General features: G+C 62.5%; 26 protein-coding genes. 6 read left to right on the top strand and 20 right to left on the bottom strand.

Annotated features, from left to right (window positions below; all coding sequences use genetic code 11):
- Positions 1-185: 185 nt before the first annotated feature.
- Positions 186-1,199 carry a glutathione S-transferase family protein gene (locus BB347_RS08290; RefSeq protein ID WP_076580458.1) on the top strand — a complete coding sequence of 338 codons (1,014 nt, stop codon included), beginning with the start codon at positions 186-188 and terminating at the stop codon, positions 1,197-1,199.
- A gap of 567 nt (positions 1,200-1,766) precedes the next feature.
- On the opposite strand, the gene BB347_RS08295 is transcribed toward BB347_RS08290, so the two are convergent.
- Both BB347_RS08295 and BB347_RS08300 read right to left on the bottom strand, forming a co-directional pair.
- Positions 1,767-1,985, bottom strand: a complete 219-nt coding sequence (locus BB347_RS08295) for a DUF7535 family protein (protein ID WP_076580460.1) — start codon at positions 1,983-1,985, stop codon at positions 1,767-1,769.
- Positions 1,986-2,110: 125 nt separating this feature from the next.
- On the bottom strand, positions 2,111-2,884 hold the full coding sequence (locus tag BB347_RS08300) for an NAD-dependent epimerase/dehydratase family protein (protein ID WP_076580462.1): 774 nt from the start codon (positions 2,882-2,884) through the stop codon (positions 2,111-2,113).
- A gap of 140 nt (positions 2,885-3,024) precedes the next feature.
- Between BB347_RS08300 and BB347_RS08305 the strand changes: the two genes are divergently transcribed.
- Positions 3,025-3,810 (top strand): IclR family transcriptional regulator, encoded by a 786-nt coding sequence (locus BB347_RS08305; RefSeq protein ID WP_076580464.1) that lies wholly within the window; start codon positions 3,025-3,027, stop codon positions 3,808-3,810.
- 25 nt (positions 3,811-3,835) lie between these two features.
- On the opposite strand, the gene BB347_RS08310 is transcribed toward BB347_RS08305, so the two are convergent.
- The 4 genes from BB347_RS08310 to BB347_RS08320 all read right to left on the bottom strand — a co-directional run bounded on the left by BB347_RS08310 (position 3,836) and on the right by BB347_RS08320 (position 8,577).
- Positions 3,836-5,305, bottom strand: coding sequence for an amidase (locus tag BB347_RS08310; RefSeq protein WP_076580466.1), 1,470 nt, complete (start codon positions 5,303-5,305; stop codon positions 3,836-3,838).
- Positions 5,302-5,433, bottom strand: coding sequence for a hypothetical protein (locus tag BB347_RS19795; RefSeq protein WP_257787603.1), 132 nt, complete (start codon positions 5,431-5,433; stop codon positions 5,302-5,304). Before BB347_RS19795 ends, BB347_RS08310 begins: the two co-directional genes overlap by 4 nt.
- Before the next feature lie 2 nt (positions 5,434-5,435).
- Positions 5,436-6,977, bottom strand: coding sequence for a sodium:solute symporter family protein (locus BB347_RS08315; protein ID WP_083687728.1), 1,542 nt, complete (start codon positions 6,975-6,977; stop codon positions 5,436-5,438).
- A 367-nt stretch (positions 6,978-7,344) separates the two neighbouring features.
- Complete coding sequence (locus BB347_RS08320) at positions 7,345-8,577, bottom strand: HD domain-containing protein (RefSeq protein ID WP_076580468.1); 1,233 nt, start codon at positions 8,575-8,577, stop codon at positions 7,345-7,347.
- Between the two features lie 177 nt (positions 8,578-8,754).
- Between BB347_RS08320 and BB347_RS08325 the strand changes: the two genes are divergently transcribed.
- A complete protein-coding gene (locus BB347_RS08325; RefSeq protein WP_076580470.1) occupies positions 8,755-9,033 on the top strand; it encodes a hypothetical protein in 279 nt (92 codons plus the stop codon).
- On the opposite strand, the gene BB347_RS08330 is transcribed toward BB347_RS08325, so the two are convergent.
- The 11 genes from BB347_RS08330 to BB347_RS08380 all read right to left on the bottom strand — a co-directional run bounded on the left by BB347_RS08330 (position 9,034) and on the right by BB347_RS08380 (position 20,168).
- Positions 9,034-10,164, bottom strand: coding sequence for a Gfo/Idh/MocA family protein (locus BB347_RS08330; RefSeq protein WP_076580472.1), 1,131 nt, complete (start codon positions 10,162-10,164; stop codon positions 9,034-9,036).
- Positions 10,165-10,303: 139 nt separating this feature from the next.
- A complete protein-coding gene (locus BB347_RS08335) occupies positions 10,304-11,086 on the bottom strand; it encodes a class I SAM-dependent methyltransferase (RefSeq protein ID WP_076580474.1) in 783 nt (260 codons plus the stop codon).
- A gap of 85 nt (positions 11,087-11,171) precedes the next feature.
- Positions 11,172-11,783: a nitroreductase family protein gene (locus BB347_RS08340; RefSeq protein WP_076580476.1), complete on the bottom strand. Its 612-nt coding sequence runs from the start codon at positions 11,781-11,783 to the stop codon at positions 11,172-11,174.
- A gap of 225 nt (positions 11,784-12,008) precedes the next feature.
- On the bottom strand, positions 12,009-13,037 hold the full coding sequence (locus BB347_RS08345) for a hypothetical protein (protein ID WP_076580478.1): 1,029 nt from the start codon (positions 13,035-13,037) through the stop codon (positions 12,009-12,011).
- A gap of 120 nt (positions 13,038-13,157) precedes the next feature.
- Complete coding sequence (locus BB347_RS08350; protein WP_076580480.1) at positions 13,158-14,231, bottom strand: methionine synthase; 1,074 nt, start codon at positions 14,229-14,231, stop codon at positions 13,158-13,160.
- Positions 14,228-15,232: a 5-methyltetrahydropteroyltriglutamate--homocysteine methyltransferase gene (locus BB347_RS08355; protein WP_076580482.1), complete on the bottom strand. Its 1,005-nt coding sequence runs from the start codon at positions 15,230-15,232 to the stop codon at positions 14,228-14,230. Before BB347_RS08355 ends, BB347_RS08350 begins: the two co-directional genes overlap by 4 nt.
- 169 nt (positions 15,233-15,401) lie before the next feature.
- A complete protein-coding gene (locus BB347_RS08360; RefSeq protein ID WP_076580484.1) occupies positions 15,402-16,595 on the bottom strand; it encodes an outer membrane protein assembly factor BamB family protein in 1,194 nt (397 codons plus the stop codon).
- Positions 16,596-16,644: 49 nt separating this feature from the next.
- Positions 16,645-17,223, bottom strand: coding sequence for a HemK2/MTQ2 family protein methyltransferase (locus BB347_RS08365; RefSeq protein ID WP_076580486.1), 579 nt, complete (start codon positions 17,221-17,223; stop codon positions 16,645-16,647).
- Complete coding sequence (locus BB347_RS08370; protein WP_083687729.1) at positions 17,223-18,539, bottom strand: mechanosensitive ion channel domain-containing protein; 1,317 nt, start codon at positions 18,537-18,539, stop codon at positions 17,223-17,225. Before BB347_RS08370 ends, BB347_RS08365 begins: the two co-directional genes overlap by 1 nt.
- A 118-nt stretch (positions 18,540-18,657) precedes the next feature.
- Complete coding sequence (locus BB347_RS08375; RefSeq protein ID WP_076580488.1) at positions 18,658-19,509, bottom strand: 16S ribosomal RNA methyltransferase A; 852 nt, start codon at positions 19,507-19,509, stop codon at positions 18,658-18,660.
- A 77-nt stretch (positions 19,510-19,586) separates the two neighbouring features.
- Entirely contained in the window at positions 19,587-20,168 is a 582-nt protein-coding gene (locus tag BB347_RS08380) for a DUF655 domain-containing protein (RefSeq protein WP_076580490.1), read from the bottom strand.
- A 200-nt stretch (positions 20,169-20,368) separates the two neighbouring features.
- Here BB347_RS08380 and BB347_RS08385 point away from each other — a divergent pair, with 200 nt between their 5' ends.
- Positions 20,369-21,514: an acyl-CoA dehydrogenase family protein gene (locus BB347_RS08385; RefSeq protein WP_076580492.1), complete on the top strand. Its 1,146-nt coding sequence runs from the start codon at positions 20,369-20,371 to the stop codon at positions 21,512-21,514.
- 79 nt (positions 21,515-21,593) lie between these two features.
- Here the strand turns inward: BB347_RS08385 and BB347_RS08390 are convergent, their stop codons facing one another.
- From BB347_RS08390 to BB347_RS08400, 3 genes are all read right to left on the bottom strand, one after another.
- Positions 21,594-21,950 carry an RNA polymerase Rpb4 family protein gene (locus tag BB347_RS08390; RefSeq protein WP_076580494.1) on the bottom strand — a complete coding sequence of 119 codons (357 nt, stop codon included), beginning with the start codon at positions 21,948-21,950 and terminating at the stop codon, positions 21,594-21,596.
- Positions 21,951-21,957: 7 nt separating this feature from the next.
- Positions 21,958-22,266: a 50S ribosomal protein L21e gene (locus tag BB347_RS08395; protein ID WP_076580496.1), complete on the bottom strand. Its 309-nt coding sequence runs from the start codon at positions 22,264-22,266 to the stop codon at positions 21,958-21,960.
- Between the two features lie 139 nt (positions 22,267-22,405).
- Positions 22,406-23,401, bottom strand: coding sequence for a hypothetical protein (locus BB347_RS08400; protein ID WP_076580498.1), 996 nt, complete (start codon positions 23,399-23,401; stop codon positions 22,406-22,408).
- A gap of 138 nt (positions 23,402-23,539) precedes the next feature.
- Here BB347_RS08400 and BB347_RS08405 point away from each other — a divergent pair, with 138 nt between their 5' ends.
- Both BB347_RS08405 and BB347_RS08410 read left to right on the top strand, forming a co-directional pair.
- Positions 23,540-24,238 carry an MBL fold metallo-hydrolase gene (locus BB347_RS08405; RefSeq protein ID WP_076580500.1) on the top strand — a complete coding sequence of 233 codons (699 nt, stop codon included), beginning with the start codon at positions 23,540-23,542 and terminating at the stop codon, positions 24,236-24,238.
- Between the two features lie 77 nt (positions 24,239-24,315).
- Positions 24,316-24,756 (top strand): hypothetical protein, encoded by a 441-nt coding sequence (locus BB347_RS08410; RefSeq protein ID WP_076580502.1) that lies wholly within the window; start codon positions 24,316-24,318, stop codon positions 24,754-24,756.
- The last annotated feature ends 39 nt before the right edge of the window (positions 24,757-24,795 follow it).

The raw sequence follows: 24,795 nt of genomic DNA on the forward strand, positions 1-24,795 counted from the left end.
ATTGTGTGGGTTAGAACGACTGTACGCCATGTGATCTATCGATCCTAATCTGTTTGATAATCATCAGCTATCGAACGACGACTCGGTGTGACCGGCGATAGTTGATAGACGACCATCTCAGTCGCCGACGGAAGTAACACGAGTGTTAGCGGGGTGCTTTCAGTCTCGAGTCCGTAGTAGCGCCTATGAACAAACTCGTCGACGGCGAATGGGTGACTAATGTAGACGATGCCACCGACGACGGCTCCTTCGAGCGCCAGGAGACGACGTTTCGTGACCGGGTCCGCGACGACCCCGATGCGACTCACCAGCCAGAAGCCGGTCGCTACCACCTCTACGTCTCCTACGCGTGTCCGTGGGCACACCGAACGCTCCTCGTTCGGGCGCTGAAGGGACTCGAGGACGCGATTTCGGTCTCGGTGGTCGACCCCTATCGAGACGAAGACGGCTGGCAGTTCACGCCGGAAAAGGAGGGCTGTACGGCCGATCCGATCGTCGACGCGGACTACCTCCGGGAGCTGTACGTGGAGGCCGATCCGGACGCCACCTGCCGCGTGACGGTGCCGGTGTTGTGGGATCGCGAGGAGGAGACGATCGTCAACAACGAATCCGCAGAGATCATGCGGATGCTCGACACCGAGTTCGAGGGCGTCGCTTCGCGAGACGTCGATCTCTACCCGGAGGGCTATCGAGACGAGATCGATCGGATCATCGATGAAATTTACCAGCCGATCAACAACGGCGTCTACCGGGCCGGCTTCGCGACGAAACAGGAACCCTACGACGAGGCTGTCGACGACCTCTTCGGCGCGCTCGATCACTGGGACGACGTGCTGGCCGACCAGCGGTATCTCGCGGGTGACCGACTGACCGAAGCCGACATCGCGATGTTCACGACGCTCGTCCGGTTCGACAACGTCTACCACACCCACTTCATGTGTAACGTCCAGTACATCCGCGAGTACGACAATCTCTGGCCGTATCTCCGGGATCTGTATCAGACCGGATTCGCACAGACGGTCGACATGGACCACATCACAGAACACTACTACACGACCCACCCCGACGTGAACCCCCACCGAATCGTCGCTCGAGGCCCGGATCTCGACTTCGAGGCACCACACGATCGGGATGACTTGCCGGGGAACCCGCCCGAGGACGTCGACTCGAGCACCGAGTACGACGAACGAACTGCGTGAGGAAATCCGCGCGAGGTAACTCGGCGGATCGTCGAGTTCGTGGACTCGCTCGAGGAGGCCCACGACTGTCGAATTCAGTTCGTCGGTGTGGTCACCCGCTATCCCGACGACTGGGAGGTCCGTGTCGACGGAACCCCGCGTTCGAGATCGGACGCCATCGCGACGAGGGCGGGAACACGGTCTACGAGATGACGGCCGAAGTGTTCCTCGAAGCAGTCGAAGAACACTTCACAGGAAGGTAACTCACCGACTGTCGAAGCGGTGTACAGACCAAGTACACCTCGCTCAGTACAGGTAGAGACGTTAGCACTGCCAGCATCCGCGAACGAAGTGAGCGGTTCACCGCCGGAACGGGCACAGCCCGTGAAGGCGGCCTTTTTAGCGTAGATTTTTGCGCGAGCGGTTCCGCGCTTCGCGCGGAATCCCGACGCGGAAAAAGGTACGTGTGCATCTGTAGTGAACGGCCGTCCCACAAGAATTAGTGTTCAAAACGGTGGAATTTCACGAGTAGAAGCGCTGTTTCAGGGTCGACATGGACACCTCGAGTCGACCATCGAATCCGAGTCCTTACGAGTCACCCGGGGGTCGCCCGGACTCGGCGCGCCACGATTCAAAACTGTGCGTTTCGTCCTCGCGGAAGAAAATACGCCAGAGGAGATAGGCGGGCACGATCACCGGCAAGAGCGGCAGTGCTAGGATAACGAGAATCGCGGCCATGATGTACCCGAACGCCGACATCTGGAAGTTCGGCCCGTAGCCCGTCGACTCGCCGACTCGTGTAGACATACGTTACAGTTCGAACCAGTCGCTATTCGGTCTTGCGGTCTCGAGACTCCGTGCTATCGACCGGGAACCCACCGAAGCCACCCATTCGCGTACTCCGCTCTCCCCCCACACTCCGCTCACTCCGGTCAGTCCTCGAGAACGTCCGCCGAGTCGTCCTGCGGTCGATAGTTCAACTCGAGCATCGTCTCCGTCAGCGAGAGGAACCGCTCGGCGTTGTTCGAGATTCCGTGTGCGGTCAGCGGCGAGGACTCGAGGGTCGTCGTCGCTGCGGCGTCCATCAGCCGCTGGCAGTCGCCGGGGCTGAGCCACATCGCTCGCGCGTAGCGTTCGCCCGAGGCGTCCCGGTCGGCGAGTTCGTCCTCGAGTTCGTCCGTAGAGAGCAACCAGCCGATTCGCAGGTTGATCACGTCGAGTCCGTGGCGGTTCGCGTAGTAGTGGCCCATCGCCTCGCCGAAGACCTTCGTGACGCCGTAGTACGTGTCGGGGTCCATCGCCTCCGCTGGGCGGACGGTTCGTGGCGAACCCACGGTGGACTCCGGACGGACGGACGACACCGTGTTCTGCATGTTCACCGCGTGGTTTGAACTCGCGAAGACGACTCGCTGGACGTCGTTCTGGACGGCAGCTTCGAAGGCGTTGTAGACTCCCTCGATGTTCGGCCCGGAGAGTGCGTCCCACTCGGCCCGCGGATCCGGATTCGCCGCGAGGTGGATCAACACGTCCTCGTCCTCGAGCGCGCCGACGAACGCCTCGCGGTTCGCGACGTCGATCGGCGTCGTCTCGAGGTCTTCACTTTCGCTGTGTGAAAACAGGCTGAGTTCGACGTCCGTGTCTTCGAAGGCTTCGATGGTCTCTCGGCCGACCCGACCTGATGCACCAGTGATGGCGATAGTCGTCATTACCGAAATAGACACGGAGCGGGTTAAAATAGGTCGGGCCGGCGCGTTCTGGGACCGAAGAGACGCCCCTTTCACGCCCGTGACACGTCGAAGACAACGGTCCCAAACCTACTTGACCCGTGGTTCACCACTACGTACGCATGCCCCCTGGTGATGGTCGGGATCCTGAAACCGTCCGCGCGACCGAAACGTCTTTCGAGGTTATCGACTGTGTTCAGGCCCATCAGGGTGCAACGTTGTCGACGGTCGCAAACGACCTCGGGAAAGCAAAGAGCACCGTCCACCGACACGTGAAAACCCTCGAGGAACTGGGGTATCTCACGCGAACTGGCAACGAGTTGTACGTCGGGCTTCGCTTCTTGAAACTCGGCGAGACGGCACGAACTCGCGAGGACGAGTACCAACTTGCCGCGGAGAAAGTCGACGAGTTCGCACGCAAGACGAACGAACGAGCCCAGTTCATCGTCGAAGAGGGGGGATACGGTATCTGCGTTTTCAGAGCATCCGGCGATCAGGCCGTCGATACCGAACCACGCGTCGGTTCGCGAATGCCCCTCCACGCCACGGCTGCCGGTCGAGCGATCCTCGCGTTCGAGACGGACGACGCACTCGAGCGGGTAATCGAGCGACAGGGACTCCCCGCCTACACCGAAGAGACGATCACCGACGAAGCGACGCTTCGAACCGAACTCGAGGAAACGAAAGAACGTGGGTACGCGATCAACCGGAACGAACACATCGACGGGCTGACCGCGTTCGGCGCTCCGGTTCGTGGCGCGGACGACGAGATTATCGGCTCGTTCAGTATCTCCGGGCCGACGCACCGCTACGACGGCGGCAAAGAAGACGAAATTATCTCCATCCTGCAGGGAACGACGAACGAACTCGAGTTGAACATTCGATACGGCGACGCGGTCGATTCCTGAGCGAAAAATAACGATCGATTGCGGGCTACGCGGGAAGCGCCGGCGTCTCGAGTGAGTCGGACTCCGCGACGAGTTCTTCGAGTAGCCGCGCACAATCGATCGCAACCCCATCGTCGTGACGCGGCGCGACGACTTGCACGCTAATCGGGAGTCCGTCGGCCTCGTCGACGGGGAGCGAGACGGCCGGGTTTCCGGTCAGGTTGAACGGTGCCGTATTGCCGAGCACGTCGAACAATCGATTGTGCGCGGATACGTCCCCCCGCTCGGGCGGGAGTGTGCGAAGCGTCGGGACGAGGAGCGCGTCGACTCGGTCGAACGCGGCCTCGAGACGGCGTCCAAAGGCCTCTGCCTCGAGACGACCCGCGACGTACGAGTCGCCGTCGGTCTCCGCATCGAGCGTCGCGGAGGGGAGCACCCGTTTTGCCACGTGATCGCTGAACCCGTCGTCGTCGACGAATTCCTGGAGCGCACGCGACCAGCGACGCGCGTACGTCGACCCGTTTCCGCGAACGAGCCCGCGCTGTCGAAGGTACCACGCGAACTCCGTGGCCCCGACGAGCAGGTAGGCGTCTTCGATAGCGCCGAGGTCGACGGAGACCTCCTCGAGTTCGAGTTCGGACGCGGACTCGGCTTCGCCACACAACGAGCGAACGCCACGTGTAACGGTCTCCGAACACTCCTCGAGGAATTCCGTTACGACGCCAACGGTGAACGTCTCGTCCGAATCGGCGGCGACTGTCCGCGATTCGCTTGGGCTCGAGGGTCGTCCGAACGAATCGTTGCCGTCGTCGCTGATGACCGAGAGCGCGTCGGCAGCCGTTTCGACGGAGCGAGCGAGCGGACCGACGGTGTCGAGTGAGGGTGCGAACGGGACCACGCCGTGCGTCGAGACGGTGTCGAACGTCGGCTTGACGCCGACCACGCCACAGCAGGCGGCCGGAATGCGAACGCTGCCGCCCGTGTCCGTCCCGAGGGCCACGTCCGCCAACCCTGCCGCGACGGCGACGCCGCTGCCACTCGAGGAGCCACCCGGAACGCGATCCGCAGCGAGCGGGTTCCACACGTCAGCTCGGCCGCTAAACTCGCCGGTCGGTCCGAACGCGAAGGCGTCCATATTGGCCTTCCCGAGGAGGTCGCCTCCGGCCTCGAGCAGTCGTTCGACGACGGTCGCGTCGAACCCGGGAACGTGCTCGAAGCCCGCCGAGCCACAGGTGAGCCCGAGGTGCTCGACGGCGATGTTGTCCTTGACGACGATTCGGTGATCGGCGAGTGGACCATCCGTTTCGCGCGTTCGTGGTGTCTCGAAGCCGTCGAGGAGCGCTCCGTACTCGTCCTCGAGGGGTGACCCCGTCCGTTCGACAGTGCGTTCGGAGTCGTCGCTCACGCCCGCAGCGATGTCGGCGAGTCGGTCGGCCGACTCGCGACAGTCCGCGATATCGTCGTCGTTCAGATCGAACGCCAACGATTCGGCCATCGTTTCGATGTCGTCGCTCACGATTGCCCTCCGGCCGCCGAGTCGTCGTCGAAGTTGTCCACGTCGTACAGTACCCGTAACAGCACGTAGATCGTGCTCAGCGAGACCAGCGTGCCGACGAGCCAGATCGTCCACATGAGTGTTGCCATCGTTAGTCACCTCCGAGGGTGGCGTCAGTTTGCTCCTCGAGTTGTGCACCGCGTTCGTCCGTGATCGCTGAATCGTCCATCTGTGCGACGCCGTCTTCTTGTTCCGTGAGCGCGCTGACGACGATCATCACGGCAGTCGCCAGCAACAGCGCGTAGGTCCCACGGACGAAGACGCTCGGAGTGCTTGCTGTAAAGTGAATGACGATATAGCCGAAGACGCCGACGACCATCGACACCTGCGCGCCGATCCGGGTCACGAAGTTCGGGAAGTAGATGCCGAGCATCACCGGCGGAACGGTCGCCGCGGCGACGCCGGAGATGCCGATCCAGATGAGTTCGCCGATGTTCCAGGGGGCCGTCAGCGCGATGGCGAACGAAACCGCACCGATCGCAAGCACCGACGCTTGAGCAAGGTACCGCGAGAAGACGTCTGCACGGTCTTCGTCCATGTCGACGTACTCCTCTTCGACGAGGTACTTGAGGAAGATGTCGTTCGCAATCGCCGTCGAAAGGACGATAAAGAGACCATCAGTCGTCGACAGCGCCGCGGCCAGAATCACCAGGCCGAGGAACGCCGCGATGATCGCCGGCATGTACTCCATCGTGTAGATGAAGATCGCTTCGTCCGCGACCTCGAGGCCCTGATCTAAGGCGAACATGTAGTAGCCGCCGAAGAACGTCAGCAGGAAACAGATCGTCAACACGAGGTAGGTGCCGATCATCTTGCGGAGGTTCCGCGGATCGTCGAGCGCAAGCACCTTATTGAACAACTGCGGCTGTGCCGAGAAGGCGAACTGCAGGATGAATATCGAGAGGATCGCGAACCCGCTGTAGTAGATCGCCGAATTTTCGTTGATCGGTTCGACGAGCGTCGGATCCTGTGACTCGAGTTCGGTGCCGAGGAAGTCGAACATCTCGACGGGCCCCGTTCCGAAGATCCAGAATCCCGAGACGAAGACGATGATACCCATGATGGCCATCAACACCGCCTGGATGGCGTCGGTGTAGACGTCGGCGTACGTCGCACCCGCAATCACGTAGAAGACGACGAGCGACGTGATGATGACGAGTGCGGTCGTCTGGTCGAAGCCGAGTAACACGGTGAAAAACAACGCTCCAGCGTCGAGTTGTGCCGCGATGTAGAAGACGTTGAACATCACCGCGATGCCCGCCCAGACGCGGACGAACTGGCTGCCGTAGAACGCGCCGAGCCAGTCGGGCAACGAGAGCGAGCCTTGGACGACGTTAATCTCACGAACGCGCTTGGCGAAGAGGACTAGTGCGATCGGCGATGCGCCGATCAACGTCAGGAACAGCCACAGATTCGAGAGGCCGTAGTCGTACGACCAGCCGACGTAGCCGACAAATGTCGCCGCGCTGAAAAAGGTCGCTGCGAACGCAGCGCCGAGCGTGTACGGTCCGAGCGTTTCGCTCGCAATCGCGAAATCGGACATGTTGTGTGTCTGTGTCCATCCCAGGTATGCGAGTCCGAGGACCACGAGCAAGAAGAGCCCGAGTCCGACCCACAAGTAGGTTTCTAACATGGTGGTTTTTAGCATACAATCTATCCATCATAAATGCTTCTATGAGAATTCAAATATTTCCATCCCATCGTCGCGAATTTGGACGAATTAGGAACAATACGGTCAAATCGTTCGTAGATGGGTTCTCGGTGGTCGCACTTCCCTCCGCTGGCGTTCCACTACGCAGAACAGGTTACTGGTGAATAGTGCCATGCGAGACAATATCAACACTCGAGACGAGTGTTCTCGAGCCCACACGCCAATCGTCGGCATTTCTTCGCCACCGCGTTCCACTCTCGCGAACGTCTCGGGAAATCGTCAATTCTGATACGCGACACCGGGTTCAACCGATCGTGACAGGAACGTCACAATACGTTCGGTCAGACGATTACTCGAGAAACTGATCGAGCGTCGTATCCATTCCGTTTCGAACCTCGCGCACCAGTGCGCCCTCGATGTCCAATCCGAGTACGTCGACGGCTGCCCGGCCAATTCGATCGCGCATTTCCGGCGGCGAGTAGACGCCGAGTCGCCACTGAGAGTATTGAGCGCCCCGAAGCGCGTCGACGAGTGGCGACTGTTGGCCGAGTTGGCGAACGTCGCCGTTGACCAGCACGCGCGTCGTGGACTCCGTCATCGATGGTCGACCCGGAACGTCGAGGATGACGCACTCGGGATCGACGTCTGCGGATGCCGCGATTTCGCGTTCGAACGAGCGAATCTCCTCGTGGTCGGCCTCGATGATCCCGCCGGGAACGTCGTCGATTTCGGCCCACACCGCACGCTTGTACAGATCGCGCTGGTCGAGTCGCCTCGAGAACGTACTCGTCGCTTCACACGAGCGAAGCGCGACGATCAGGTCGTGGTCGTCCATTCGCTGAAGGGCCTCGCCGTCGGTCGCGTTTTCGGGAGACTCGAGGAGGCGCTCGGCCGCCCGTCGGAGCATCGCCTTGCTGATCCGGGCGACGCTGTGGCTGTAGACGGTCGGGTTCATCAATGCCCGGGCGACGAGCAGACTCTCTGCGGCCTGAACGTTCCCCTCGTCGAGGACGAGTTCCTCGTCGGTGAAGGTGAGTTCGCGGACGAGGCGACCGTGGTCGATCGTACCGTAGGGAACGCCCGTGTGGTGGGCGTCCCGGACCAGGTAGTCCATCCGATCGACGTCGAGTTCACCCGAGACGAGTTGGCCGAACCGGCCCTCGCCCGCGACGAGGTTCGCGACGGCGTCCGGCTCGAGGTCGTGCTCGCGAAGCACCTCCCCGACCGCCCCGTCCGAAAGCACGTCGTGGACGTCGTCGTGATAGCGTCCCGTCCGGCGGTGGGTGAGTGACTCGAGGTTGTGGCTGAACGGCCCGTGGCCGACGTCGTGGAGGAGTGCTGCGGCGTGAACGCGCTCGGCCTGCGTTCCGTCGACACCGAGTTGCTCGAGGGCCTCGCAGGCGAGGTGGTAGACGCCGAGGCTGTGCTCGAAGCGCGTGTGATTCGCGGACGGGTAGACGAGCGAAACCGTCCCGAGTTGGCGAATATTCCGCAGGCGCTGGAGGGCTGGCGTATCGAGGAGGTCGCGCGCCACGCCGTCAACCTGAATGTGATCGTGGACGCTGTCCTTGATCGTCGTCATAGCCCGTCTTTGGCCCCTCTCGCACAAAAAGTATCGTGTGCAGAATATGTCGATTCGCTCTCGAGTCGGGACCCTACTGGCAGACAGCAGGCAGCGAGTGTCCGTCGTCGACGTAAAAGCTGCCGTCACCTGACGCGTCGAAACTTACCCTCACTGGTCTCGTCAGTTTGGTTCGGAATGACTGAACTTACCGTCCCGCCGGATGCCGACGAAGAGCGCGCCGCCGACCTCGTCCGCGAACACGTCTCGGTCGGCGACACCGTCGAAATCTGGGAGCGAGAACGAACGGACGCCGACGACCCCGAGCATTCGGGTGTGGTGACGGGGTTCGAGACGGGCTACCTCGAAATAGAGGGGGACTCACCCGAGGAAAAGAGCGTTCGCTACGACGAAATCGACACCGTCATTCGCGCCCAGACGGACGACGAGACGCCGGATAGTGGCCCCTACTCCTGATCACTCGAGCGTGATCCACTCGCCGCGTTCGTCGCTTCGTTCGACTGCGTCGAGGACGCGCTGGGCTGCGAGTCCGTCCTCGAAGCTAGGTTCGAACCGATTCCCCTCCGCGACTGCGCGCAGGAATTCGTAGTTTTCGTGGACGAAGGTGTGCTCCCAGCCGAGGACGTGTCCCGGCGGCCACCAGTGGTCGACGTAGGGATCGTCCTCGTCGGTGATCAACACCGTCTCGTAGCCCCGGTTCTCGTCGTCCCGAAGGATCTCGAGTTCGTTCAATCGCTCGAGTGAGAACCGCAGGCTCCCCTCGGAGCCGTGGATCTCGACCGTGTGATCGTTCTTGTGGCCGGCCGCGACGCGCGTGCCCTCGAGGACGCCCGTCGCTCCGCTGGCGAACTCGAGTTGGCCGGTGTAGGCGTCGTCGACCGTCACCGGCCGCGTCTCCTCTTCCTCACCGGGGACGGGCCGCTCGTCGACGAACGTTTGGAGCTGCCCGCTGACTCGCTCTATCTCGCCCGCGAGGTCGTCGCTGCCGACCAGAAACCGGAGCAGATCGACCGTGTGCGAGCCGAGATCACCGAGCGCGCCGGACCCGGCCAGTTCCTCGTCGTTTCGCCACGACCACGGCGCGTCGGGGTCGACTAACCAGTCCTGGAGGTAGCGCCCGCGGACGTGTCGAATCTCGCCGAGTTCGCCCGCCTCGAGCAACTCCTTCGCGTACTGAATCGCCGGCACGAATCGGTAGTTGAACGCGCAGCCAGCGGGGACGTCCTCGCCCGCCTCGCGTGCTGCGTCGGCCATCGACTCCGCTCGCTCGAGCGTCGGTGCCAGCGGTTTCTCACAAAAGACCGGCGTCCCGGCCTCGAGCGCCGCGATCGACGGCTCCGCGTGGACGTGGTTCGGACCGAGATTGTAGAAGACGTCGACCTCGTCGACGACGTCGGCCCAATCGGTGGCCGTCGAGGAAAACCCGAACCGATCTGCAGCCTCCGAGAGGGCGGTTTCGTCCCGTCCGACGAGGACACTGCGTTCGATCGCTGGCGCGTCCGGGAAGAACATCGGCAGCCGCGCCATGGCGTTCGCGTGTGCGTTACCCATAAACCGATAGCCGAGCACGCCGACCTCGAGCGTCATGGGAGGACGCACGCCGGGCAGAAAGTTAGGCGTTGGCCCGACGTGGACGATGGGGTCGCCGGAATCGCGAAACGTCGTGACCCACGAATCATCGGGGCCGATGCGTCACCGTGGTCGGTGAGTCGACGTGATCGGTCGCCTACACACGAACCGCTCGGAATCGCAGCCGTCGGTAGTCCGCCGTCCATGTCTCCTCCTCGGGATCGTAGAGGCTCGACTCGAGTTCGGATTCGACGTCGTCGATCACCGCCGCCTGTTCGTCCTCGGAACACGCCGCGAAGAAGCTGTCACCGAACATCCCGAGCCAGTTCTGGAGCCCTCCCTCGCCATCCTCGAGTTCAGTGGGTCGATCGAAGAGGCGTGCGAACCGAACTTCGAAGCCGTGAGACTCGAGGCGACCGGCGTACTCGCCGATGCTCGGGAAGTACCACGGGTTGGCCGCGTCGTACCCGCGCTCCTCGAGTGCATCCATCGTCGCCTCGACGATTCGCTCGACGTTCCTGGCCCCGCCGAGTTCGGCGACGAACCGGCCACCCGGTCGGAGCGCGTCTCGAACGGACGCGAGCACGTCGTCCTGGTCCTCGTCGTCGATCCAGTGCAAGGCCGCGTTCGAGAAGACAGCGTCGACGGGCTCCTCGACCGTCAGCTCTCGCGCGTCGACCCGTCGGAACGTCGGACTCGCGTGGGCGTCTCGCGCTCGTTCGATCATCTCGGGTGCAGCGTCGACGCCGACCGCCTCGGCTCCGGTCGCCGCGATCCGGTCGGTCAGGTGGCCCGTTCCGCACCCGAGGTCGAGGATTCGTTCGTCTGGATTCGGCTCGAGAAGCTCGAGGACGTCGGATCCGTACTCGTGGACGAACGAGTGGTTTCCGTCGTACTCGTCAGCGTCCCACCGGTTCGAAACTGTGGGCTCTTCGGTCATACCACTGGTACTCGCTCACACGGTCGAGAAGTTTCCGGTTGGCGTCTCCCCCTCGAGAGGGCGGATTCTCCGAGGGCCCGCCCGCCTACTCGAAGCCGCCGCAGTGGACGATCTCCTCGAGGGGCTTCCGGTCGCTCGGCACCTCGCGGTCTTGTACTTCCTCGGGCAACGTCTCGGGCGGCGCGCGCTCGCCGATCGCGGCCATCGCCTCGACCTCGTACTCCTCGGGAACGTCGAGTTCCTCGGCGGCGCGCTCGTAATCGAAGCCGGCCATCCCGTGCACGACGAGTCCGCGGCGCGCGCCCTCGAGCGCGAGGTTCTGCCAGGCTGCACCGGTGTCGAAGGAGTGGACCGGTGCAGGTTCGTCGTTGTGATCGAACGTCGTCTTCGAGACGATCACGACGAGAACGCCGGCGTCCGTCGCCCACTGGTTGCCGTCGAAGAGCAAGTCGACGAACGTCTCCCACTCGTCGTCCTCGGGCGTCGCGTAGAGGAACCGCCAGTGTTGATTGTTGTACGCGGAGGGTGCCCAGCGAGCGGCTTCGAAGAGTGGGAGGAACTCGTCGTCCGCAAGGGGCTCACCGGTCATCGCGCGTGGCGACCAGCGGTTGACGAACAGCGGGTCGATTTCGTGATCGGGGTCGCGATGTTCGGCGACTTCCTCGTCGAGTTCGCGGTTCCGAACGGTTTCTTGCATCGTTTAATCGAACGACCTCGATCCTCCTGTACGTTTCCGGACAGCCCGGTTACCAGGTGACGATCGTGTCTCCGACTCGTGTTCACGCGTATCGTGGTACGACCTCCTTCTTGACGGTTGATACGAAGGTGAGTCGAGCTATCGACCGTTCACCATCCTCGCTCGAAGCGGGTTCGCCAGACGAATCGAGGCGATAGCCGACCGACCTTCGCGCCACGCACGCCGTTATTTTTCCCAGTCGATCGCGTCCGTTCGCTCCGCCTGCCGAAGGATGAACGGCCCGAGCGAACCGGTTCGTTTCGAGATGGTCGCAATGCGCAGGACGTAGGCCGCGAGGAGGAAAAACGGCACGAGCGTGATCGTCGTACTGGCACTGACGACCCACACCATGTTGTCCACGCCGAGGATCGTTCCGGGAACGGAGTCCGGCTCGAGATACAACACCGTCGCCGTCGCGACGACGACACCCGGCAGCCCGGCGTACAGTATCGACCGGGTGAGGTGAACGAGCTCCCACTGGAAGTACAGCGACTTGAAGTGCTCGAGGGCCGGGCCGAACAGCCCCAACACGTCGATCAGTTCGTCGAAGGTCTCGAGTTCGTCGTCGCCGAGGCTATCCTCGTGTTCGTGTCGAAGCCGTCGCACCGCGTAGATCTTCCACGAGTAGTTGTAGTTCAACCCCGATCGCAGGACGCCGAATTCGCCGAACTCGGAGGTCTCGAGCTGGGAATCGATCTCCTCGGAGTTTCGACGGACGTTCTCGACCAGTCGGTCGGTTCGACTCCGGAGGGTCTCGTCGGGGTTGTCGGCGACGGCTTCCTGAAGCGCCTCGGCCCGTCCGGCGCTCGTCTGGACGAGCGCCTGCAGGAACTGGGAGGGATCGGGCGGACCGACCGTTCCGAACAGTTCCTCGACGCTGCGTCGGTACTCCATCGCCTCGTTCATCCACGCCTGCTGGTCGCCCAGCCGACCGAGTTCCTGCGAGAGCACCAGCTGGTTGATCGAGACGACGAGCGTCACGCCGGTGAGTATTCCGGCGATAAGCGCCTGAAACACCGTATCTACCGGCGATCCGTTCGCCATCATCTCCCGAAGCGGCAGAGCGAGTGCGCCGAGTCCGACAAGCGCCACGAAGGTCGCGGCCGAGAGGAGTCCCGCGAGCAGCCACCGGTTCGAATCGAGCAAGAGCCAGTGTGCGATCCGACTCTCGCCGGTTCGCCCTCGGAGGGTGTCCGTCGATAGCGGGTTTTCCATACCGATCGGTCACTCTCCGACGGAAAAGCGGTTGAGCTTGTGAGTGTAACTCCGCGAGAGCCAACACGGTTCGGTTCAGTCCGCAAAAAGACGGATTCGACTGGATCGCGTCGTCAGTCGTCAGTCGTCGGCAGGCGCGGGCGCGCCGCGCTCGACGTCGATCTCTCCGGCGTCGAGTTTCTCCTCGACGTTTCGGGCGGCTTCGACCATGTTCGCCATCTTCCCGTAGGCGACTTCACGCGGAAGCAGTTTCACGCCACAGTCAGGCGAGAGGACGAGTTGTTCCGGCGGAACGATCTCGAGACCCTTCAGGATGTTCTGTTCGATCTGCTCGACGGATTCGGCTTCGCCGACGTGGACGTCGGTGACGCCCAGCGCGAGGTCCTTCGTGAACTCGGGGTCTTTGAAGACGTCGAGTTGGTCGTAGTCGCCGTTGGCGAGTTCGAGGTCGAACTCGTCGACCGGGAACTCGAGGATCTCGGGGTAGATTCGCGAGTAGTCGCCGTAACAGACGTGCAGGCCGATTCGGACGTCCTCGGGGATGTCCTCGACGATGTGCTCGAGCGCCTCGCCGACGATGGCGTGGTCGTCCGGCGTGGTCGCGAGCGCCGGCTCGTCGATCTGGATGTAGCGCGCGCCGGCGTCGACGAGTTTCTCGATCTCTTCGTTGACGAGGTCCGCGAGCGCGTACGCGAGTTCGGCGTCGTCCTCGTAGGCCTCGTTGAACGACCAGCTCGCGAGCGTGTACGGGCCGGTGATCGGGACCTTGACGGGGCGATCGGTCGCGCTCGCGGTGAACTTGTACTCGTCGACGAGCCAGTTTTCGTCGTACTCGACTTCGCTGACGACGGAGGGCTTGTCGAAGTAGTTGTGTCCCCAGACTTTGACCGGGCCGTTGAACTCGTAGCCCTCGATGCGGTGGGCGAAGAACTCGACCATCTCGTTGCGGCGCATCTCGCCGTCGACGACGACGTCGAGGCCTGCACGCTCGTGTTCTTGCGTGATGAGGCGGGCGGCGTCGTCTTTGGCCTCGTCGTAGTCGCCGTCGTCGAAGCCGTGATCCGGGTCCTCGTAGAGTTCTTTCGCGCGGTTGAGCCACTTCGGCTTCGGATAGCTGCCGACGACGGTCGTCAGCAGGAAGTGGTCGTTGTCGTGATCGTCGGGTCGGAACTGGTTCTTGTTCTCGTTGCTCATAGTGCTTTCACCTCCGCGAGGTCCGCGGCTTCTGCAAGGACGGCGAGTTTCTCCTCGTACTTGGCGTACGGCAGGTAGAACGTCTCCGTATTCGTGGTCAGGTAAACCGTCTCGAAGTCGGTGACCTGCAGTTGGTCTTCGACCCACTGGACGCGCTCGCGAATCGCTTCCGCGTCCTCGACGAGCGTACTCTGCCCGTCTGCGAGGCCGAGGGAGACGTCGTCCGTCGCGCCGTACTCCTGAATGTTGTAGATGTTGTCGTCCTGATTCGCGACGAAGTCGAAGCCGACCGCGTCGATATCGGCGTCGAGCAGGTGGGCGTAGACTTTCTCCTCGAGTGCGCCCCAGTAGGGCTGGACGACGACGTCAGCGTCCGTGGCGCTCGCGACCTGATCGATCGCTTCGCTTGCGCGTTCGTCCTGACCGTCTTCCGGCGCGGACTCGACGAGCGACGGCTCGAGCAAGAACAGCGTCTCGTGGTCCGGGAAGGCGTCGACTTCGCCCGCAAGGAAGTCAGCGACCGCACCGAGGAACTCGGCGTCGTCGCCGTAGTGGTCGTCGGTAGCGAGGTCGGCGAGCGAGTACGGGCCGGGGAGGACGGCCTGCAGGTCGTCGCCGTCGACGAGTTCGCTCGCTGCCTCGAGTTCGTCCGCGACGTCGCCGGAGAAGTCGAGGTCGCCGCTCACGACGGGGTCGCGATAGAAGTTGTTGTTGTCGTAGTAGCGGACGATGCCCTCCGTCTCGACAGCGTCGTGGACGGCGAGAGGGTGTGCGAGCATGTCGTCCCAGCGAAGTTGGCCCTCCACGATTCGGTCGAGTCCGGCCTCCTGTTGGCCCTCGAGCACCTCTTCGCGGGCGTCCTGGTAGGCCGTCGCAATCTCCCCACCTTCCTCACCGCTGATGAGGTCGTGTTTCTGGTGTCCCTTCAGATCCGAGAGGTCGTCTTTCGCCCAGTCGGGGAGCGGAAAGAGCCCCGGCGTGGTCGAAACGTACTCAGTCATCGTACTCGCAGCTAGGCTATACCGACGCTTAATATTTTCCATCCATACTAATACACACCAGTAATTTCCACAGCCTTCTGCCGATCACCCATTCCTGTTTGTGAGCCACTCACACCCACGTATATGGGAGAATTTACGGCACGTACGCACTCTCTCCAAAACGAACTCGTTACTCGAGTGCGAGCAGCGCGTGCACGTCGTCCTCGACTTCTGCAACGACGTAGATGCTGCCGTCGTCGAGTATCGGCCCAGCGCCGACGCGACCCGCAAACTCTCGATCGAACCGAACGGCTGGGCCACCCTCTGGGCTGTCCCCCGGCGTGGGATCGAACGCCCAGAGCCGGTCGCCGCCGACGAAAACCGTTTCTCGACCGTACGCGGGCGCAGTGTGGTTCCAGTCGCCGATCTCGTGGTCCCAGTGGTGCGTCCCGGTTTCCGCATCTACCGCGTGCAAGTCCTGTCCGTCGGTAGCGAGAACGAGGTCGTCGACGTACCCGATTCCGTGATTGACTACGCCGGTCTCCGCCGACCAGACCGGATCCCGCTCCTGTATAGTCAGGGCGTACGTCGTTCCGTCGCGACAGGCGACGTAGATCGCGTCGCGACCGGCAGTCGGCGGGCACGTCAGTTCCGTCGGGAGCTGCCAGCGCCACCACCCTTCGCCGATCACCTCGTCGAAGACGTACACCATACCGGCCGCCGTCGCGACGACGAGTCCCGACGGTCCGAACGTCGCCCCGTGTTCGAGCACGTTTCCGAACACGTCCCGTCGCCACTCCACTGACCCGTCGTCGGGTTCGAGACAAACGACTTCCTCGCGGACCCCACAGACCACGCCCGTTCTGGTGTGTGCGAGTACCATCGCCGTTCCCGACGCGTCGAACTCGTGTTCCCACAGCGCGTCACCGGTATCGGGCTCGAGCGCGTAAATCGTGCTGTCGACTGTGGCGTAGACGACGTCGTCCCGGCAGATCGGTGCCCGTCGTGCGTCCTCGAGCGTCCACAGTTCTGACCCGTCGTCGGCGTCTAATACCTGCAACTCGCCGTGATCGGGGTGGTACACTCGGCCGTCGGCGACCACCGGGGTTCCCCTGGAAAGTTCGCCGACCTCGACGCGCCAGCGTTCGGAGACGCCGTCGACCGGAGCTTCCCCGTCGGCGACGGCCCGGGTGTTCGACGCGTTGCACCCGAAACTCGACCAGCTCCCGTCCGCGCCGAAGATGTGATCGTCCGGGTCCGGCAGTTCGTCGACACCAGAGTCCGGTGGCTCGTCCGGCGAAGCGGACTGGAACGTTGTACACCCGGCGAGGCCGGCGCTGCCGACCGCCGCGCTCGCGAGGAGGGTTCGGCGTGTTGGATTCATTACCAATCGTTCGATTAGACATCTGAAAAGTCTTGGGCCACGACCACTTTTAGCGATAGAGCGCAAGGATCGTCAACGTCTCGAAGGGAAACGACTCGTCCGCAACACTAACGGCGCTGAATCCAGCCTCGCCGGCTTGCGCTGCAACCTCGTCGACGCCCGTCAGACTACTGACAAGCAAGTAGACCACGCCGCCGGTCGCGAGCACGCGCCCGACGCCCTCGAGAAACGGATCGATGACGGCGCGGCCGTCCTCGCCGCCCGAGAGCGCGCGCTCCATCCAGTCGTCCCACTCGTTGTCCGGGTCCGTCGGCAGGTACGGCGGGTTGAAGACGACCGCGTCGAACGCCTCGTCCGCGAACGGCGACACGAGGTCCGCTCGGACCGCCTCGAGTCCGTCCGTTCGAGCCTGTCGAACGGCGTGTGGATTCAGATCCGCGGCGACGACGCGCGCGTCCGTCTCGGCGTCGATTCGACCCGCGACGTACCCCGACCCCGTGCCGACCTCGAGAACGAGATCGGTTTCGTCGACTGACAGGTGCTCGAGGACGGCACTCGCGAGCAAGTGAGAGTCCTCTGCTGGCTGGTACACGTCGGTCTCGAGGTCGCGTCTGTCTTCGAGCCCCATCAGTCGTCCTCCGATGGCGGGTTGTGCGTCGTCTGGTGGGGTTGTTCGTTCGAGTCGTCCGTTCCGCCCGTGTCGTCCGTTCCGCCCGTGTCGTCCGTTTCGCCCGTTTCGTTCGTTTCGTCCGCGGATTCTGACCCCGCGTTCGTCTCCCCTCCGGCGTCCAACGCCGATCCGTCTGCTGGCGACGCCGATTCCGTTGCATCCGGCGACGAATCCGTCGCTCGAGTCCCTTCGCCTGTCACCTGAAAGCCACCCGTTTCGGCCCGACCGGAGAGCTCCTGTTGTGGGTACGGAATCTTGATCCCCTCGTCGTCGAACGCCCGTTTGATCTCGTGGATGGCAGTCGTCCGCGCCTGAACGAACCGTCGCGAACTCGGGTTGTCGATCCAGAATCGGACGCCGAGCGTGACCGCCGAGTCGTCGAAGGATTTGGTGACGACCTGGGGCGACGGAGCGTTGAGCGACTTCTCGAGGTCCTCGACCGCATCCTTTGCCAGCGTCGACGCTCGCTCGAGGTCTGCCTCGTAGTCCACACCGACGTCGACTTCGACGCGGAGGCGACCCCGTTTCGACCGGTTCGTCACCATCTCGGAGGAGACGACGTCGTTCGGGATCATGATGTACTCCCCGTCGAACGACTGGATTCGGGTGTTGACGATCGAAATGTCGGTAACGATTCCCTCTTCGTCCTCTATTTCGACCCAGTCGCCGATCTCGAATGGCCGATCGAACATCAAGACGAACCCAGCGAGGACCGTCCCCAGCGTCTGCTGGGCAGCGATGCCGACGACGATTCCGAGGAAGCCAGCACCAGCGAGCAAACTGGCGAGGTCGTCGGTCCAGACGCCGAGGATAACGACGATCGCCATCGCCCAGACGACGACCTGCGAAATTCGCTGTGTGATCTCTCGCTGGTGGTCCGTGACGGCCGATGCCGATCCGAACACTTCGTCGATGAGTCGCTTGACGAATCGCGTGAAGATGAGGGTCCCGACGGCGATAACGAACGTGACCGACGCTTGCAAGACGACATCGTCACTGAGTCCGAGATCTTCGGTGTAGAGCGTCTGCACGTCGTCGGTAAGGTCCCACACACCCAGGATAATCGCGAGAGTGAGGAAACACGAGCCGATGAGAACCGTCGTCGCGAGGATATCCCCGTACAGCGGTTTCGTCCGGTTACTGAACCATCCCTTTATCTTTCGATACGAGAGGAGGATCGCCACGAGGAACCCGATGGCTGCGATCGTCATGCCAATCCGAGCGTTGAACCCAGTGGCTTCAGACAGCCGCTCGAGGACGGTCAGTGGGAACATAGTGAAGGTGCGTCTCTTGAGCGAGTGGACGCTGCAACTACGAGTATCCGTCGGTCGTTCGCGACCCTGCGAACAATTCGCTCCCGGCGCTCTCGAGCGATCCGTCGACTGACCGCACTTACTGGCCAGGCCCTGGCTCACCGACGGACTGTGCGAGCGTCGCCAGCGCGGCGAACTCCGCCGGTGCCATCGCGTCCGCACGCTTTCGAAGAATTTCTTCGTCGGCCGCCTCGACGACCGCGTCCGGTTGCTCGAGTCCCGAGATGTGTGCCGTGTTCCGAATCGCGTTTCGGATCGTCTTCCGTCGCTGGGTGAACAACGCCTTCACGAATCGGAGGAAGAACGCCTCATCGTCGACCTCGTAGTCGGGTTCTCGAGGCTCGAGGCTCACGACGGCGCTCTGGACCGCCGGTGGAGGCGAAAACGCCTCTTTCGGAATCGACTCGACGAGTTCGGGTTCGGCGTAGTGTTGGGTCGAGACGGAGAGGCGACCGTACTCGGAGGTGCCGGGTTCGGCGACCATCCGCTCGGCGAACTCCTGTTGGAACATCAAGACGAGCGGCCGCTGTTCGGGGAGGAGTCGGAAGGTAATCTCGCTCGAGACGCCGTAGGGAAGATTGGAGACGGAGGCCGTAAACTCCGGCAAATCGACCTCGAGTGCGTCACCCTCGATTACGGTCAACCGTTCGGCAGCGATTTCGTCGGCGAACTCCTCACGCAGAAAGTCGGCGAGGTCGGGGTCTCGTTCGACGACGGTGACTTCCTCGTCCGCGTCCCCCATTGCAAGCAATCGATCCGTCAGCGCACCCGTTCCGCCACCGATCTCGAGGAGGTGGGAGGTGTCGGCCTCGAGTTCCGTGAGGTACGTCGGCAGTCTGTCGAGGACGCGATCGTCGACGAGAAAGTGCTGGTCGCGGTTGGGGTCGCCGCGGACGCCTGCCCGCGCGATCAGCCCGTCTGGATCTCTCATTGCCGGCGTTTTGGTGGGGGCAGGTGTAAACGCACCGTCTCGGAGAAGATTCGAGGACGCGACTACTGATTTTGTTCTTATTCGCCGTGGCCGACGAACGTCTGATACTTCAGGTCGTCGTCGCGCAGTTCCTCGATAATCCGTTCGACGAGGATTTCGTCTGGATCGTGGAGTCCGGAGACGCGTTCGGAGAGTTCCTCGAAGCTCTCGAATGGCTTGCGCTTGCGTTCGTCGAGAATGCCGTTACGCAGTTTCTTCCCGATTCCCGGCAGGAGATTCAACTGGTGGAGTCGCAGCGTAATCGGCTGGGCGTCGTTGTAGAAGTCGACGAACCGCTGTTCGTTCTCCTCGACGAGGTCGGCAACCACGTACTCGAGTTCCGACTGGGCACCCGAGGAGAGGTCTGTGTATTCGACTCGGTGGGACTGGGTGACGATGTCGCGTTCGTCAGCCGGCTCGACGACGACCTCGCTACCGATGGTCAGACGTTCGTCCTCGTCGAAGGCGACCTGATAGAGCTGAAAGTCGTCGACCCCGAGGGCGTAGCCTGCCGGGGACTTCTCGTACTGGGGACGACCATCGCCGGAGAGCCCGTGTGCGAGATAGTCCAACACGACTGCGCGGCGAGTGTCCGTCCCATCGTTGTCGGCTTCGCTCATTGCGGGTTGCTACGGCGAGGGCACACTTAAAGAGTCGGCCCTGCGTCACGAACGGAAGGCTCACCAGTGGCCTACTCGCCCCGTCGACTCCCAGAGTACCGAGCGGCCGGTAGCCGTCAGTTTCGGGTGGTCGGTGCTCTCCCCCTTCACCGTGTGATATAGTAACAGTGTTTATCGCCTCGGCCGAGAGAGACTCGATTATGCTCGACCTGACCGAAGATCAATCGGCCTTTCGCGACGACGTCCGGACGTTCGTCGCGGAGGAAATTCGACCGAATGCCATCGAACTGGACCAGACGGAGACGTATCCGGCGGACATCCTCGCAGAACTCGGAGACCGCCGCCTCACCGGGCTGACGATTCCCGAGGCCTACGGCGGAATGGGCGAGGGCCACCTCGAGTTGGTCGTGCTCATCGAGGAGCTCTCGACGGCGCTCATGTCCGTCTCGAGTTCACTCGCGCTCCACCTCGGCGTCGCGGGCGTGATCGAACAGTTCGGAACGGACGACCAGCGCGAGACCTACCTCCCCGAGATGGCGACGTTCGACACCGTCGGTGCGCTCGGCCTCAGCGAGGCCGGGGCCGGGGCGAACAAACTCGAGATGGAGACGACGGCGACCCGCGAGGGCGACGAGTGGGTCCTCGAGGGACACAAACAGTGGGTCACCAATTACTTCGATGCTGACTGCGTGCTCACGTACGCGAAGACGGGTCCCGACGAGGAGGCACCGCACAATATCTCGGCGTTTCTCGTCCCCGCGGAGGAATTCGAGGTCGAAGAGAACTGGGGAACCCTCGGCGCGTGGAGCGTCAAATCGCCGCGCGTCCGCCTCGACAACGTCCGAGTGGACGACGCCGCTCGAGTCGGGGCCGTCGGCGAAGCCTACGTCCAGCGCGGAACGCTCCACAACGGCGTGAACCTGCCGGCTCGAGGCGTGGGCATCGCCCGTGCCGCACTCGAGGATACGGTCGCCTATCTCCAAGAACGAGAGCAGTATCAACAGCCGGTCGGGGACTTCCAGGGTGTCCGCTGGGCAGTTGGAGAGATGGCCGAGCGGGTCGAAACGGCACGATTCCACACGTACCGGGCCGCTACGAAAGCCGACGCTGGCGAAGACGTGACGAAGGAGTTCGCGATGGCGAAGCTCAACGCGAGCGAGGCGGCGATCGAAAACGCGAACGACGCGATCAGATTCCTCGGCGGCCGCGGCTACACGACCGAACACCACGTCGAACGCTACCTTCGAGACGCACAGTTGCTCACGATCGCCGGCGGACCGAACGACGTCCACCGGAATACGCTCGCCGACGCTGTCTTCGAGGAGTATTCCGACCGGGAAACGTAGCCGGCCGCTCGAGGTCGTCACTCCGCCGGTTCGATCACCGAGTTACGGACCGAAGAACAGTTCCGGAACAGTGTCGACGCTATTCGTACTGCGCGACGACGTTGAGAATCTCGTCGAGTTCGTCTCCCGACAGCGAGTAGCGTTGCTGTGCGTACACCGAGCGGAGTTCGTCTCGGTTTCGTGGGAGGAGGTTCGCGATCTTGTACGCCGTCGCCTCGTCGACCTTCTCGAGGTCCTCGAGGTCGTCAACGAGTGCCTGTGCGTCTTCGGGATCCAAGACGGTGAAGCGATTGACGTGTTCGATCGCTCGCGCGAGTTCGTAGCGAAGCTCGCGGTCCTCGTCGAGTGCGCGTTCGGCTTCGATGTCGGCGAGCAGTTCCTTCGTTTCCGAGACGGTCAGGAACTCCTCGTCGACGATCTCTTTGAAGATCGTCATTCCTGGCTCAGATCCGGTTCTTCTCTTGGTTCTGAGCGCGCATGTGGGCTGCGGTGACGATCAGCGTCTTCTCTTTGCCGCGATCGTCGATCTGAACCTTGAACGCAGCGCCTTGCTTCCCGATGACTTCGCCGGTCTGTCCGTCGAAGCGAGGGTGGAACCGACCGTCTGCCACGCTCGGGTCGATCTTCAGATGCACTTTTTCGCCTTCTTCGTACTCCTGAATCGCTCGCTGTGGCGGGGACGTTCCGCGGTCTCGAGGATCGTTTGCGAGTTTTCTCCGAGTTCCCTGACGAGGGCCATTAGAGTTCGGCATAGTCGTACGACGCTCTTGATCGGTGACGGTTATAAAACGCACGTCTTTCGCCCAGAATCTGGACACCACATTCACGCGGATCGCTCACGGCGAGTGAATCTCGAACCGACGGCGACAGCCCCAACCCGGTTCGCAATTGCTACGACGACGGTCGGTTTGCGAGTTGGGCGCGGAAGATCGTCTCGAATCCCTCGAGGTACGTCCGAAGGTCGACGCTGTCGGCGGCTGGAGCGAACGTGGCTGCTGCGGCGTACTCGTCGTCCCAGCGATCGACGAAGTGTTCCTCGACGGAGGACTCACGAATGGCCGCAACGACTGAATCGACGGATACCTCGCTCGAGCGTTCCTGAATCGCTCGCAGCTGTGAGGCGTCGATGACGCCCGTCTCGAGGGCGCGGACGACGACCGCGGAGCTACAGTCTCCCTCGGCGAGTTCGCGCTCCCACGTCGCGATCCAGTTGCCGATGCGCGCCAGTCGCTGCGTGCGAAACACGACGCGTCTCACGAGCGAGAGTTCGTCGATATCGAACGACGGGGCGTTCGCGAGGTCGATGTCCGCGAAACAACAGACCATCATGTTGTGGGCGTCGTACGTCCAGAGTTCGCGTTCCGTAGCGAGTGTTGGATACTGCGCCATCAACGCGGAGTACTCGACCGCCTGAAACGCCTGTCGAATATCGAACAAGAGCAGTTCGACGAACTCCTCCGCGCGCGGCCCGTCGGAGTAGGCGTCCAGCAATGCTGACCACAACTCTCGTTGGTATTCGACGTACTCGCCTGCAACGCCGGCCCGTGTGGGATCCGCCCGTTGGTGCTCGAACGGCACTTTCAGGAGTTCTGCGACCGTCTCTCGGTCGCCGTGACACTCGGCAACGTCGTCGATAACCGTGATGAACATCGTCGCGAGCACTTTCGCGTCTCGAGCAACCTGTGCCTGTTCTGGATCGACACACGAGAGTTGAAATTCGGCCGTCGACCGGGTGAACCACCGCCAGAGCGAACGATCTCGGTCACCGATTCGTTCGTCGTAGGCGTCTGCGAGTGGCTTTACGCGAGGCGATAGGGACCGCGTTCCAGCGTCAGCGAACGGATCGGTCTCGACCCCGAGTGTGCCAGAACCAGTATCGTTTTCCATTATATGAACGTATTTGTTACATGAATATATATCCTTTCACTAATCCGCGTTACTGACAGAGACGGACTAGCAGGTGAGCTGTGGTTCGAACTCGACCAAACGAACAATCCTTTCGTTCTCGCGGTGAACGTGGATGGCATGGGAACGAACGAAGATCGCGACGCTGGCGTTCACACGCTGCCGCTTACGGTCGAGTACGGTGGTCGAACTATCACGATCACGCCCACGGTCGTCGAAACCGAGCGCGGCCTGGTCCTGATCGACGTCGGGCCGAGTGGTGGGCTCGAGGGACTCAAGACCCACCTCACCTCGCTCGGTTACGACCTCACGGACATCTGGCTCGTCCTCCTCACGCACCACGACGGCGATCACGCCGGTGGACTCGCACAACTCCTCGAGCGCGTCGACGCGGTCGTCGCGACCCACCGCGAGGAAGCGCCGTACGTCCGCGGCGACCGGATGCCGATCAAGAGCGACGGCGATCGGTATCCTCCGGTATCCGTCGACCTCGAGTTGACGGACGGCGTGCGGATCCCGACGCTCGCGGGCCCGATGGAGTGTGTCCCAACACCCGGCCACACGCCGGGCCACCTCTCGATTCACCTGCCGGAGGGGAACCTCCTCGTCGCCGGCGATGCGCTCGTTGGGGACGGCGACGACCCACTCTCCGGTCCGAAGCCCGAGTTCACGCCCGATATGGACCGAGCGCTCGAGTCCGTGTCACAGCTCGCAGCGCTCGAGATCGATCACGTCGTGTGCTTTCACGGCGGGTACGTCGATCACGGCTCCGAACAGATACGCGAGATCGTCGACAGTAACACCGGTGACGACCGCTAAGACGGCTGGAATCGGCGTCATCTTCCCGGGTGTTCGAAACGGAATTCTCATCGGTCTCGAGTACCAATCGACGGACAATGCGACTCGAACTTCGCGTCTGTCAGCACTGTCTCGACGGCGACGACGGCCACGGCGGCCAGCAGAAAGCGGCACTTCTCCAGGACATGGTCGGCTGCGCCGAAGTGATTCAAGAGCACAAGGACGCCCTCGACCTCGAGGCCGTCCACATCCGAAAGGTCAGAGACGACGAGCAGGGCAAGCCCGAGGCGTTACCCGTCATCGCGGCGACGATTCAGAACGATCAAATCGTGTTGAACGACACGCAACTCGTCGCCGAAGGTCAGGACGGAAACATGCTCCTCTACGCGAATCCGGACGACATTCTGACGGTGCTCGCGGGGAACGTCGACGAGATCAGCAAGGCCGTTCCCGGTGACGTCACCGTCGATCTCTCCTCGAAAGGCGCGGAGATCATCTCCGCCGCCGGTCTCGGTGCCGACCCCGAGAAACAGCCTTGATTTTGCGTCAATCTCGGCGTTGAAACTGCCGTTTCGAAA

This window comes from Natronorubrum daqingense (assembly GCF_001971705.1).
In the GTDB taxonomy this organism is placed as follows: Archaea; Halobacteriota; Halobacteria; order Halobacteriales; family Natrialbaceae; genus Natronorubrum; species Natronorubrum daqingense.